Consider the following 13,699-nt stretch of genomic DNA (forward strand, 5'->3'; position numbering starts at 1 on the left):
CGATGGACAGTAAACTGTTAGATTATTACAACCGCGAGCTGGCCTATCTGCGTGAGATGGGCGCCGAGTTCGCCGAACAGTACCCGAAGGTCGCGGGCCGTCTCGGCATGCGCGGCATCGACGTGGCGGACCCTTATATCGAGCGTCTGATGGAGGGCTTCGCCTTCCTCACCTCGCGCGTGCAGCTGAAAATGGACGCCGAGTTCCCGCGCTTTTCTCAGCGCTTGCTGGAGATCATCTACCCCAACTACCTGTCGCCGACGCCGTCGATGGCGATCGCCGAGCTGCAGCCGGACAGCAGTAAAGGCGATATCAGCAACGGCTTCGTGGTGCCGCGCGGCACCATGATGGACAGCCAGACGCTGAAGAAAAGCGGCATCACCTGCAGTTACACCACGGCGCATGACGTCACGCTGCAGCCGGTGCGCATCGCCGGCGTCGAGCTGGGCGGCATTCCGGCCGATATTCCGCTGGCCTCGCTGGGGCTGCAGCACAGCGGCTGCGTCAGCGCGCTGCGCATTCGGCTCGAGTGCTACGAAAGCGTGACGCTCAACAACCTGCAGCTGGACCAATTGATGTTTTACCTGGCCGGGCCGGACATGCAGGCGCAACAGCTGCTGGAGTTGCTGATGCAGCACAGCGTCGGGCTTGTCTGCCAAACGGTGGAGGCTCAGCCGCAGCGGCGGGCGCTGGCGTTGGATGGGCTGCGACAGGAAGGCTTCGCCGCCGATCAGGCGCTGCTGCCCAACGATCTGCGCAACTTCGAAGGCTACCGGCTGCTGCAAGAATATTTCGCCTTCCCGGCGCGCTTCCAGTTCTTCAGCGTCAACGGCCTGCGCCCGCTGTTGCAAAGCGTGCGCGAAGGGAGAAAGGCGCTGCGCCAGTTCGAAATCGTGGTGCTGCTCGATAGGCACGACGCCGCGCTGGAACGGGTGGTCGACGTTGCCCATTTGGCGCTGCACTGCACGCCGGTGATCAACCTGTTTCCGAAAGTGGCCGAACGCATCGCGATCAACGAAAAGAACCACGAATACCATCTGGTGGTCGACAATATCCGGCCGCTGGATTACGAAGTGTTTTCGGTGCAGCGGCTCGGCGGCAGCGCCAGCGAAAAACGCTACGAGCAAGAGTTTCGGCCGTTTTACAGCACCCTGAGCGCGGACGATGGCAACTATGGCGCCTACTTTTCGCTGCGGCGCGAACAGCGCACCCTGTCGGAACACGCCCGCCGCTACGGCACCCGCACCGGCTATGCCGGTTCGGAAGTGTTCGTATCGCTGGTGGACGAACGGCAGTCGCCGTGGCACAGCGATCTGAAATACCTCACCGCCGACGTGCTGTGCACCAGCCGCGACCTGCCGTTGATGCTGTTGCAGCAGGATCAGGGCAATTTCGTGATGCCCGATTCAATCCCGATCAAGCAGGTCTCGCTGCGCAAAGGCCCTACGCCGCCGCGTCCGGCGCTGGCCGAAGGGATGATCACCTGGCGGTTGATCAGTCAGCTGCAGCTGAATTACCTCAGCATGATGGACGGCGATCCGGAACAGGGCGCCGCCAGCCTGCGCCAGCTGCTGGGGCTGTACGGCAACCTGAGCGAGCCGGCGATCGCTAAACAGATCCAGGGCGTGCGCCACTGCAACCTGCGGCCGGTCTATCGGCGAGTGCCTGAACCCGGCCCCATCGTGTTCGCGCGCGGCATCGCCATCGATCTGACGGTCGATGAGCAGGCGTTCTCCGGCAACAGTCCTTACCTGCTCGGCAGCGTGCTGGAGCGCCTGTTCTCGCGCCTGGTGGCGATGAACACCTTCACCGAGATGACGCTCTCCAGCCAGCAGCGCGGCGAGATCGCCCACTGGCAGGCGCGCATGGGCAAAAGGACGCTGATATGAGCGCGGAGATGATCGCCACCGAACTGGCGCCGCCGCAGATCAACGCGCTGTATCGCCTGCCGGACGACTTCTGGCCGCGGCTGCGCAGCGCGCCTTACAAGCACGATCTGTTTCAACTGCTGCGGCGCATCGACGCCCAGGGCGGCCAGCCTTACCTGCTGGGGCGCGCGCCGCTGCCGCGCCACGAGATGCTGCGCCTGGGCCAGGAACCTTCGCTGTCGTTCGCGCCCTCCACGCTGGCGCAGGTGACGCCGCGCGCCAACAGCCCGCTGCACGACGTATCGATCTTCAGCTTCGGCCTGTTCGGCCCCAACGGACCGCTGCCGCTGCACCTGACCGAATACGTGCGCGAACGGGTGTACCACCACCAGGACACCACCCTGCTGGCGTTCACCAATCTGTTCCATCACCGGCTGACGCTGCTGTTTTACCGCGCCTGGGCCGACGCGCAGCCGACGGTATCGCTGGATCGCCCGGACAACCGGCGCTTCGACGAGTACCTGTCGAGCCTGATCGGCCTCGGCCAGCCGGCGCAGCAAGAGCGCGACAGCATCAACGCCCACGCTAAACATTTTATGGCCGGTCATCTGATTCGCCACAGCCGCGATCCGGAAGGCCTGAGCAAAATTTTGCAGCAGTATTTCAAGGTGCCGGTGCGCATCGTCGAAAACGTGCCGCACTGGCTGCGGGTGGAGCCGCGCGAGCAGGCGCGGCTCAAGGCCGGGCGCGGCGCGCCGCGGCTCGGCGAATCGGCCTTTCTCGGCATCGCGGTGCGGGATATCCAGCACAAGTTCCGCATCGAGCTGGGGCCGATGCCGCAGCAGGACTATGACCGCTTTCTGCCGGGCGCCGAGCTGTGCCGGCAACTGCGCGACTGGGTGCGCCAATACCTGGGCATCGAGTTCGTCTGGGAAGTGCGCCTGATCCTGGCGAAGGAACAGGCGCACGGCATCCAGCTCGGCGGCGCGCAGCGATTGGGCCTGAGCAGTTGGCTGGCCGACCATCGGCGACAGCGCGATCTCGACGATCTGATCTTCAGCCCTGAACCGCTGGAAAACCCGTTCTGACCCTATTTCGGCCGACGCCCTGCGGCGCCAGGCCACTCTGAGACCTGAGGAAAACCATGTCTGAAATCAGCCGCTCGGTATTATTCGGCAAACTGGATAGCCTGTTATTCACCTCTCTGGAAAGTGCGACGGCGTTTTGCAAGCTGCGCGGTAACCCCTACGTCGAATTGGCGCACTGGCTGCATCAGCTGATGCAATCGCCGGACGGCGATCTGCAGCAGATCGTTCGCCACTTCGCGCTGGACGAGGCGCAACTGGCGCGCGACATCGTCGAGGCGCTCGATCGCCTGCCGCGCGGCGCCAGCGCCATTTCCGATCTGTCCGAGCACATCGACAGCGCGGTAGAACGCGCCTGGGTCTATGGCTCATTGAAGTTCGGCGCAGCGCGCATCCGTGGCGGCCACCTGCTGCTCGGCATTCTGAAAACCTACAGCCTGCGCCACCTGCTGAAGGCCATTTCCCCGCAGTTCGAGCGCATCAACGCCGATCTGCTGATGGAACAGTTCGCCGCCATTGCCGCTCACTCGGCGGAAAACGCCCAGGACGCGGCGGCGCAAAGCGGCGCCGAGCCCCTGCCCGGCGCGTCGCGCAGCGGTGAAAGCGTGCTGGCGCAGTATGCCCAGGATCTGACCGCCAGAGCGCGCAACGGCGAGATCGACCCGGTGGCCGGCCGCGATGAAGAGATCCGACAAATCGTCGATATTCTGATGCGCCGTCGCCAGAACAACCCGCTGCTGACCGGCGAGGCCGGCGTCGGCAAAACCGCCGTGGTGGAAGGCCTGGCGCTGCGCATCGTGGCCGGCGACGTGCCGCCGCAGCTGCGCGACGTGAAGCTGTGCCTGCTGGACATCGGCATGCTGCAGGCCGGTGCCGGCGTCAAGGGCGAGTTTGAAAAACGGCTGCAGGCGGTGATCGACGAAGTGCAATCCAGCCCGACGCCGATCATCCTGTTTATCGACGAAATTCACACCCTGATCGGCGCCGGCGGCGCCCAGGGCACCGGCGACGCCGCCAACCTGCTGAAACCGGCATTGGCGCGCGGCCAACTGCGCACCATCGGCGCCACCACCTGGTCGGAATACAAGAAATACATCGAGAAGGATCCCGCGCTCACCCGCCGTTTCCAGGTGGTGCAGGTGCACGAACCGAGCGAAGACAAAGCGCTGCTGATGCTGCGCAGCACCGTCAGCCCGCTGGAGCAACACCACCGCGTGCTGCTGCTGGATGAAGCGGTGGACGCCGCGGTGCGGCTGTCCCATCGCTATATTCCGGCCCGCCAGTTGCCGGACAAGGCAGTGGCGCTGCTGGATACCGCCTGCGCGCGCGTGGCGGTCAGCCAACATGCCGAGCCCGCCCAGGTCGAAGACTGCCGCCACCGCATCGATGCGCTGCAGATAGAGTTGGATATCGCCCGCCGCGAGGCCAAGGTCGGCATCGGCGATCCCCTGCGCCCGCAGGAGATTGAAGCCCAATTGACCGCGCTGCGCCAGGAACTCGAACAGTTGACCGAGCGTTGGCAGCAGGAGCTGGCGCTGATCCAGCAGATCATCACGCTGCGCGCCCAACTGCACGCCCAAGAAGAGGCGAGCACCGACGAAGAGACGCAAACGCGCCCTGATGCCGACGCGCTGCGCGCCCAATTGGGCGAACTGCAGCAGCAGCTGAGCGCGCTGCAGGGCGAAGCGCCGCTGATCTTCGCCGCCGTCGACGCCAACATCGTGGCGGCGGTGGTGGCCGACTGGACCGGCATCCCGCTGGGCCGCATGGTGAAAAACGAGATTGAAGCGGTGCTGCAGCTCTCCGACACCCTGAATCAGCGCGTCATCGGCCAACGCCATGCGCTGGATCTGATCGCCCGCCGGGTGCGCACCTCACGAGCGCGGCTGGACGATCCGAACAAACCGGTCGGGGTATTCCTGCTGGCCGGGCCCTCCGGCGTCGGCAAAACCGAAACCGCGCTGGCGCTGGCGGAAACCCTGTACGGCGGCGAGCAGAACGTCATCACCATCAACATGAGCGAATTCCAGGAGTCGCACACCGTTTCGACGCTGAAAGGCGCGCCGCCCGGCTATGTCGGCTACGGCGAGGGCGGCGTGTTGACCGAGGCGGTTCGCCGCCGTCCTTACAGCGTGGTGCTGTTGGACGAGATCGAAAAGGCGCACCCGGACGTACATGAAATCTTCTTCCAGGTGTTCGACAAGGGCTGGATGGAGGACGGCGAAGGCCGTCATATCGATTTCCGCAACACCATCATCATCCTGACCTCCAACGTCGGCACCGATCTGATCGCCGGGTTGTGCAGCGATCCGGAGCTGCTGCCGGAGCCGGAGGCGCTGAGCGGCGCGCTGCGCCAACCGCTGCTGTCGGTGTTCCCGGCCGCCTTGCTCGGCCGCCTGCTGGTGGTGCCGTATTACCCGCTGACCGACGCCACGCTGGGCAACATCGTGCGCCTGCAATTGGGCCGCATTCAGCGTCGCCTGGCGGAGAATCACGACATCGTCTGCACCTTCGACGACGCGGTCATCGAGCAGATCGTCAGCCGCTGCACCGAGGTGGAGTCCGGCGGCCGCATGGTCGACGCCATCCTGACCAACACCCTGCTGCCGCAGATCAGCCACACCCTGCTGACCGGCAGCGCCAACGACCAGCGCTATCGCCAGCTGCATATCGCGCTGCAGAACAACGAATTCATTTGTCAATTTCAGGCATAACGCCGCGGCCGCCGAGAGGGCGGCCCTTTGAACACAGAGAGTCATCACTATGTCGGGAACCGGGATAACCAAACCGAATTCGAACAGCCTGCCGAGCGGCTATCGATTCAATGAATTCGAGATCCAGGAAGCGATCGGCGAAGGCGGCTTCGGCATCGTCTACCGCGCCTACGATCACCAACTGGAACGCACCATCGCCATCAAGGAGTACATGCCAACCTCGCTGGCGAAACGCAACGACGATCTCAGCATCGGGCTGCGCGGCGAACGCTTCGGCAAAACTTTCCAGGCCGGGCTGAACAGCTTTATCCAGGAGGCGCGTCTGCTGGCGCGCTTCTCGCATCCCGGTCTGCTGCACGTGTTGCGCTTCTGGGAGGAGAACGGCACCGCCTATATGGGCACCCAGTTTTACAGCGGCACCACGTTGAAAAACCTGCAGGCGCAGCAGCCGGAGAAAATCGACGAGGCGTGGATCCGTCGGCTGCTGCCGCCGCTGTTCAGCGCCATCAACACCATCCATCAGGAAGGCTATCTGCACCGCGACATTTCGCTGGATAACATCCAGATCCAGGAGAGCCAGCTGCCGGTGCTGCTGGACTTCGGGTCGGCACGCAAAGAGATCGGCAACCTGTCGGACGAAACGGAGATCATGCTCAAACCGGGCTTCGCGCCGATCGAGCAGTACACCGAGAACAGCGACGGCGAACAAGGGCCGTGGACCGATATCTACGCGCTCGGCGCCGTGCTGCACACGCTGATCGTCGGTTCGCCGCCGCCGGTCAGCGTGGTGCGCAGCATCGAAGACAGCTACCAGCCGCTGACCGAGCGCCGCCCCGCCGGCTACTCGCCGGAGCTGCTGCGCACCGTCGATCGCGCGCTGGCGCTGAAGCCGGAAGACCGCCCGCAGACCATCGACGAAATGGCCGAGCTGTTGCATCTGCCGATCGCCGATGAAAACGAAATCATCAGCACCCCGGCCGCCGCGCCGGAGAACTTGCTGGTCGCCGCCAACCCGGCCGCCGCTGCGGCTGCCGCCGGCGCCGTTACCGCGCGCGGCACCCAATTCTCGCGCCCGATGATGGCCGGCGCCGGCGTCGCCGCGCTGCTGGTGATCGGCGCGATCGCCTGGCTGAGCGGCGGCAAGGACGATGCCCAGGCCGTCGCTCAAAACAGCGAGACGTCACCGGCGCAGAAAACCCTGACGCAGCAGCCGAGCGCGCCGCAAACCGCGCAGCCTGCGGCGGCGGAACCTGAAAAAGCGGCGCCGCCGGCGCAACCGGTGGCGTTGGTGTACTTCAAACTGCAACCGGGTGAGCAGGTCAGCCTCGACGGCAAGCCGCAGCAGGTGACGCCGGGCGAAAACGGCTTCGCCAGCCTGAACCTGGCGCCGGGCCGCTATCAGCTGGAGATCCGTCACAACGATCGGCTCCGCCGCCAGCAGCTCAGCATCGACACCGCCGGCACCTGGCTGGTCAACCCGGCCACCGCCGGCTAATCCCGTTCTGAAACTCCGCCTCGGCGGGGTTTCCCCTATTTCATGAGACTGACGAGCAACTGTCCCCCTCATTGGCCGCGCGGCAAGGCCGCTGCAACGCCGGAGTATGCAGGGCATGACGTCAATCACAGAGGACGTTCTCATGTTGGATCGCATTATTGCGCACACGCCGCTGGGCCAGGAGCAACTGCTGTTTCGCTCGCTGGACGGTATCGAAGCGCTTTCCACTCCTTTCGACTTCTCTATTGAATTGCTGAGCACCGACGCGCGCCTCGATCGTAAAGCGCTGCTCGGCCAACCGCTGACGCTGGAAATTCCGACCCAGGGCTTTCTCAGCGCCCCGCGTTACCTGAACGGTAAGATCACCGCCATCGCCGTCAGCAGCGAAGAGATCGGCGGCACGCGCTACGCGGTGTACAACCTGCACGTGCAGCCGGATCTGTGGCCGATGACCAAAGACCGCAATTTCCGCATCTTCCAGGAACAGACGGTGCCGCAGATCGTCAAGACCCTGCTGGCGGAGCACAACGTGCAGCTGGAAGATCAGCTGACCGGCGACTATCGCCTGTGGGGCTACTGCGTGCAGTACAACGAAAGCAGCTTCAACTTCATCAGCCGCCTGATGGAGCTGGAGGGCATCTATTACTATTTCAAACACGAAATGGGCAAACACACGCTGGTGCTCGGGGACGCCCCCCACCATCACCAGCCCTATCCCGGCTATGAGATGATCCCCTACCACCTGACGCCGTCGGGCGGCAGCACCAGCGAGGAAGGCATCAGCCAGTGGACGTTGTCCGATCGCGTCACGCCGGGCATCTACAGCCTGGACGACTACGATTTCCGCAAACCGAACGCCTGGCTGTTCCAGGCGCGGCAAAACCCGGTCTCGCCGACGCCGGGGCAAATCGACGTTTACGACTGGCCGGGCCGCTATACCGAGCATCAGCAGGGGGAGTTCTACGCCCGCGTGCGCCAGGAAGCCTGGCAGGCCGAGCATCAACAGATCCGAGGCACCGCCACCGCCATGGGCATCGCCCCCGGCAGTACCTTCACGCTGTATAACGCCCCGCATGCCGACGACAATCGCGAATATCTGACGCTGCAGGCCAGCTACCATCTGAAAGAGAATCGCTACGCCAGCGGCGACGATCAGAGCAGCGAACACCGTATCGACTTCATCGTCCTGCCGGCGGACGTGCCCTGGCACCCGCCGCAGCAGGCCACCTGGCCGAAAACCCACGGACCGCAGACCGCCCGGGTGGTCGGCCCGGCCGGCGAATCGATTTGGACCGACAAATACGGCCGTATCAAGGTGAAGTTCCACTGGGATCGCTTCGGGCCGAAAGACGACGGCAGCTCCTGCTGGGTGCGCGTCTCCAGCGCCTGGGCCGGCCAAGGCTACGGCGGCGTGCAGATCCCGCGCGTGAACGACGAAGTGGTGGTGGACTTTATCAACGGCGATCCGGATCGGCCGATCGTCACCGGGCGCGTCTATAACGAAGCCAGCATGCCGCCGTGGGCGCTGCCGGCCGCCGCCACCCAGATGGGCTTTATGAGCCGCACCAAGGACGGCACCGCCGACAACGCCAACGCCCTGCGTTTCGAAGACAAGGCCGGCGCCGAACAGGTGTGGATCCAGGCGGAGCGCAACATGGACACCCAGGTGAAAAACGATGAAAGCCACACCATCGCTAACGACCACACGCATCTGGTGGGCGGTAACCAGATCAAACGGGTGGTGCTTAATCAGGCGACCGGCGTCAAAGGTGAATCCTCCGCGCTGACCGGCAAAACGCGCAGCGACGCCGTGGTCAATGCCTTTACCCTCGGCTCCGGCGAATCGCTGCGGCTCGAGTGCGGCGAAAGCGTGATCGAACTGCTGGCGGACGGCCAAATCAACATCACCGGCACCAGTTTCAATATCACGGTAAAAGAGGATGGCGCGATCAACACCGGCGGCCAGCTGGATCTCAACCAGCCTGGCGGCGCCGCGCGCACCGCCGCACCGGGCGGTGGCCATCAGGCGGCAATCCAGAGCGCCGTCGATCAGCTGTTCCCGAACGAGGAGGCGAGTGGTACGCCGGGAAAGCCGGTTAACGCCGCCCCTCGGGCGGCGGCAGCGGCGCCCCTCGGGCGGCGGCAGCGGCGCCAGCATCTATCACGCAAAATGCTCAATCGACAACAAAACCCGGCAGAATTGATAATCGGGTTGTTGAATCGGTCATGGCCTCTGAAGGGAGTGCTGGAGAACAAGGTGGGCGCCGTGAGTTATACGGATTCAGAAAAGGAAATGGCAATGCTTATGACAAAATCCTTGCTGCTCGTAACCAATACGGCCAAGGCAGCGCTGAAGAGTTTGAGGAAGTATCCAAAGCAATGAGCGCATCAGCGAAGTCTGCAGGTGCACTGAACTTTTCTGATCCAGGAAAACAAGGGGCAATAACTTCATTGGCACATATGCGTGGCTCATCTGGCGCACAAGCGATCCTGAACTCCATGGAGTCCGGACGAATAGTTAAGGCTGATACCTTAACGTCGGAGGCAATAGCCAAAATTGAAAGTATGTCGGCGGAAAGCTTTCAGGATAATTTACTTAAAGCTCGGGTAGAATACGATAGAGCAATATATGGAGATACCATCACGACGCAGGGTGGTAAACAGTACAACTGGTGGGCACGTTATGGTAATGGCCTTCAAAAGCGGTATGCCCGGGAAGCAGAAGAATTTTTAAAATTATCAAACGAGTGATTTATGTTCAAAAAAATCTTATTACCTACATTGTTTGCTGCTTCTTTGCTTTGCTCCATTGAATCCACATCAGCGATAGACCTGTTACAATATAACAAAACCAACACAGTAAGCGGGCTGGTCAACGATAAAGCGGTCACTGACAATCTTAAAAGCATACTGGGTCAAGACTATGAAAAGTACATCAACAACTTTGATGTGTTCGGTGAACCTCATTCAACCCCAGGTGGTGGGTTATTTGTTGAAGGGTGGCTAAAAGATCTTTATCTGGAAAATGCCTCTGCTCTGGTCATCAATCCCGATGGGAAAATTTATGCCGCCTGGGTTGTACCTGATTCTGATATCATAAATTACAAATCATCTGATAAAGATTCCCCTATTAATAATGATATTCTGCATTGGGCTGCACGCTTCAAAGACATGCATTTTTCCTCAGACAGCAAAAGAAATAAGGTGAGGACTGAGGAAGAATACTTTGACACACAGTCATTCTCTATCAAGCTCATGACTGTTTGCATCAGTAAAGGAAACTGTAATGATGCTACTTATTATGGAGAGCGTAAAAAAGATGGTGCTGCTGTAACTTTGCAGGGAAAAGTGACACGTGCTGATTGCAATACAGCCCCATGCCCAATAATCAGTTATGAGTTTAAAAATGCATCGACGACCTACATGCTCAGTAAAATTGATAACACACTGACAGTTATAAAGAATGGTAAGATATTAATGAATCAAAAAGGAACTTGGGGGAAATAGCCACCACAACCGCCACCGAGTGATTCCAAGGCACTTGATTCCAAGGCGCTAAAGTGAGACTTGGCCTATCTACCTACACCGTATAGATATCAAACGGCCTATACCTCAGTGCGAGTGACACTCCCTCCTCTTGTCACCGCTCCTAAACCGAACAGGAATGACAATCACAGGCTGAATCTGTACCGCCCATCGATTCAGCCTTCTTTATCATTTCCCCTTCACCACTTCTTCACCGTCTGGTAAATCTCGAGGTCGAAATAGCCGTCGGCCTCGCAGTCGTTGAGATAGTGTTCATAGCTCACCCCCTCAACCGGCTGGTAGCCGCTGGCCGGCAGCAGCTTCTGGTAGAACTCGCCCCACACCCGCTCGAAGTCGCCATCGCTGATGCGCACGTGGTAGACCGCGTACTGCCCGGCGGGCAGCGTCTGCACGGTCATACCCGCGCTGCCCGTCGGCAGCGCGAAATCGTCCGCCACGCTCATCACCACGTCGGCGCGCAGCTTTTCCGGCGCCACTTCCGCCGGATCGTCCCAGTACAACACCAGCCATTTGCCGAACGGCACGTCGTGACGCTGCCGCCATGCCAGCAGTTGCTGCGAACCCTGCGGGATGGTCTGCGGATACGGCCCCACCACTCTTACCCCCACCACCTTCTCCGCCGCTTTATCGATAATCCTCACGCTCATCGCCCTTATCCTCTCTCTTTATCTCAGGCGCCGATTTCGGTACGCACGTCCAGCAGTTCGGGGAAAAAGGTCAGGTCCAACGCCTTTTTCAGGAAGCTGACGCCGCTGGAACCGCCGGTGCCCGACTTAAAGCCGATGATCCGCTCCACCGTTTTCATATGGCGGAAACGCCACAGATGGAAACTCTCTTCGATATCCACCAGCTTCTCCGCCATTTCATACGCTTCCCAATAGGTCTGCGGGTTGTCGTAGATCACTTTGAACGCCGGCAGCAGATCCGGGTTGCGCTGATAGGGCTGCGTCCAGTCGCGCTTGAGGCACTCCTGCGGGATCGGCAAACCGTGGCGCGCCAGGTACAGCAAGTATTCGTCGTACAGGCTCGGCGCTTCGAGGATCGCCTTCAGCGCCGCGTGTTTTTCCGCATCGCTGCTGAACACCGCCAGCATGGCGGCGTTCTTGTTGCCGAGCAGAAACTCGATCGACCGGTATTGATGCGACTGGAAGCCCGAGGAACTGCCCAACACATCGCGAAACTCAACGTATTCCGACGGCGTCAGCGTTTCCAGCACCGCCCACTGTTCGAACAGCAGCCGCTGGATCTGTTTGACGCGCGCGAGAATTTTAAAACAGTGGCTGAGTTTGTCCTGCTGCACCAGCCGCAGCGCCGCCTGCAGCTCATGCAGCATCAGCTTCATCCACAGTTCGGAGGTTTGGTGCTGTATCACGAACAGCATTTCATCATGATGCGGCGGATTGGAGAGCGGGTGCTGGCAGTCCAGCAGTTGGTCCAGGCACAGGTAGTCGCCATAGCTCATGCGTTTGGAAAAATCGGTGACAATCGCGCTTTCTAATTCCCGTTTGTTCATCTGTGATCTCCGTTGCGCCCAGCGCCCCATCGGCCTGGAACGTGCCGCAAAGAGAAAACAATAGTACAGAACCCGCCGCCCCGAAGGGCGATAAACGAGAGATGCTTCGCAGATCTCACTCATCCGCGTCACCCCATGGCCGCCGCCCTTTGCTGTTTAGTAAACAACCAGCCCTGCGCCTGACGACTCTCACAAATGCGCGATCCCGTGCGGGTTTCGCCCCGGTTGCGGCTTGCCTGCGCCCGCCTTCCCTTATAGATTGCAGGCTAACGGCAGGCAGCAAGGGATCGGCAAATGGCAAATATTCGTGATGTCGCGCGGTTGGCCGGCGTGTCCATCAGCAGCGTGTCGAACCTGCTGAATAATCGCAGCCACCAGATGAGTGCACAGACCCGTCAGCGCATCGAACAGGCGATGGACACCCTGGGCTATCGTCCGGCGCGCACCGCAGTGAACCTCGCGCCACAGGCGAAGATCATCGGCCTGCTGCTGCCGTCGATCGTTAACCCGAGTTTTTCGGCGCTGGCGCACGCCGTCGACAGCGCGGCGCGCGCTCACCGCTACCGCGTCTTGCTCGGCAACGCCTACCGGCAGGAACAGGAGGAAGCCGCGTTTATCGACGATATGTTTCTGCATGGCGTGCGCGGCATCATCGTGGCGGCGAGCGACATCCGCCAGACCCATTTTGTCCGGGCGGCCGAGCGGGGCATGAAGATCGTCAGCTATGACAGCCCGTTCGCCGAGCCGATGGCCGCCGACAGCCGGTTGTTCGACAGCGTGTCGATGGACAATCTCGCCGCCGGGCGTCTGGCCGCGCAGCACCTGCTCGAACGCGGCTGCCGACATATCGTGTTCGCCACCGAAGCGGCGCTGACCGTGGGGCGCAGCCACAAGATCGACGGTTTTCTGAGTGCGCTGGGGCACAACTTGAGCGAACGCCAACGGGTGATCGAAGGCAAAGCCACCAGCGCCTACGGCGACACGGAGATGTTCGAATTGGGGCTGACGCTGGCATCCCGCATCCTCGCGCTGACGCCGCGCCCGGACGGCATCGTGGCGATTAACGATGCGCTGGGCATCGGGCTGATGGTGGGGCTGCGCGCCGCCGGCGTCCAGGTGCCAGCAGAGATTTCGGTGGTCGGCATCGACAATATCGCGCTTGCCGGCCTGGCCGAACCGGGGTTGACGTCGATCGGCCCGCCGCTGGCCGAGATGGCGCAGCTGATGGTCGAACGCCTGATCGGCCGCATCAACAATGATTCACAACCGCCCGGCGAGTTTCTCTTCCCGCCGACGGTCATCAGCCGGCGTTCCGTCAAAACCGCCGGTTAATACGGTAAAAACGGCTTACCCAGGCGATGCGCAGATAGCATCGTCCGGCTCGCCGCAGCCAAAATCAGAAAAAACAGCGTCGTCGCAATAAATAAACGGCGCGACGCTTTATGCACGCAACGTCGTTATTCAGCACGCCGCTCATG

Annotated in this window: 10 protein-coding genes; 8 read left to right on the forward strand and 2 right to left on the reverse strand. The window is 61.4% G+C overall.

Annotation, left to right across the window (positions count from 1 at the left end):
* Positions 1 to 2: 2 nt before the first annotated feature.
* From tssF to ACSBQS_RS11155, 7 genes are all read left to right on the forward strand, one after another.
* Entirely contained in the window at positions 3 to 1,889 is a 1,887-nt protein-coding gene (gene tssF / locus ACSBQS_RS11125) for a type VI secretion system baseplate subunit TssF (protein WP_434990511.1), read from the forward strand.
* Positions 1,886 to 2,956 (forward strand): type VI secretion system baseplate subunit TssG, encoded by a 1,071-nt coding sequence (gene tssG, locus ACSBQS_RS11130; RefSeq protein WP_047025436.1) that lies wholly within the window; start codon positions 1,886 to 1,888, stop codon positions 2,954 to 2,956. The genes tssF and tssG overlap by 4 nt, the downstream gene beginning before the upstream one ends.
* A gap of 56 nt (positions 2,957 to 3,012) precedes the next feature.
* Positions 3,013 to 5,667, forward strand: coding sequence for a type VI secretion system ATPase TssH (gene tssH, locus ACSBQS_RS11135; protein ID WP_346404382.1), 2,655 nt, complete (start codon positions 3,013 to 3,015; stop codon positions 5,665 to 5,667).
* 49 nt (positions 5,668 to 5,716) lie between these two features.
* Positions 5,717 to 7,162: a serine/threonine protein kinase gene (locus ACSBQS_RS11140; protein ID WP_047025435.1), complete on the forward strand. Its 1,446-nt coding sequence runs from the start codon at positions 5,717 to 5,719 to the stop codon at positions 7,160 to 7,162.
* A 142-nt stretch (positions 7,163 to 7,304) separates the two neighbouring features.
* Entirely contained in the window at positions 7,305 to 9,545 is a 2,241-nt protein-coding gene (locus ACSBQS_RS11145) for a type VI secretion system Vgr family protein (RefSeq protein ID WP_434990514.1), read from the forward strand.
* Positions 9,542 to 9,913: a hypothetical protein gene (locus tag ACSBQS_RS11150; RefSeq protein ID WP_434990516.1), complete on the forward strand. Its 372-nt coding sequence runs from the start codon at positions 9,542 to 9,544 to the stop codon at positions 9,911 to 9,913. The genes ACSBQS_RS11145 and ACSBQS_RS11150 overlap by 4 nt, the downstream gene beginning before the upstream one ends.
* 3 nt (positions 9,914 to 9,916) lie before the next feature.
* A complete protein-coding gene (locus ACSBQS_RS11155; protein WP_033643567.1) occupies positions 9,917 to 10,669 on the forward strand; it encodes a hypothetical protein in 753 nt (250 codons plus the stop codon).
* Positions 10,670 to 10,887: 218 nt separating this feature from the next.
* Here the strand turns inward: ACSBQS_RS11155 and sbmC are convergent, their stop codons facing one another.
* Positions 10,888 to 11,355: a DNA gyrase inhibitor SbmC gene (gene sbmC / locus ACSBQS_RS11160; protein ID WP_047574702.1), complete on the reverse strand. Its 468-nt coding sequence runs from the start codon at positions 11,353 to 11,355 to the stop codon at positions 10,888 to 10,890.
* Between the two features lie 23 nt (positions 11,356 to 11,378).
* Positions 11,379 to 12,221 (reverse strand): tryptophan 2,3-dioxygenase, encoded by an 843-nt coding sequence (kynA, locus tag ACSBQS_RS11165; RefSeq protein WP_033643569.1) that lies wholly within the window; start codon positions 12,219 to 12,221, stop codon positions 11,379 to 11,381.
* A 294-nt stretch (positions 12,222 to 12,515) separates the two neighbouring features.
* On the opposite strand from kynA, the gene ACSBQS_RS11170 reads away from it, so the two are divergent.
* Positions 12,516 to 13,553: a LacI family DNA-binding transcriptional regulator gene (locus tag ACSBQS_RS11170; protein ID WP_033643570.1), complete on the forward strand. Its 1,038-nt coding sequence runs from the start codon at positions 12,516 to 12,518 to the stop codon at positions 13,551 to 13,553.
* The last annotated feature ends 146 nt before the right edge of the window (positions 13,554 to 13,699 follow it).

Origin of the sequence: Serratia sp. H402Y (assembly GCF_051172415.1) — a bacterium.
Classification (GTDB): Bacteria; Pseudomonadota; Gammaproteobacteria; order Enterobacterales; family Enterobacteriaceae; genus Serratia; species Serratia ureilytica.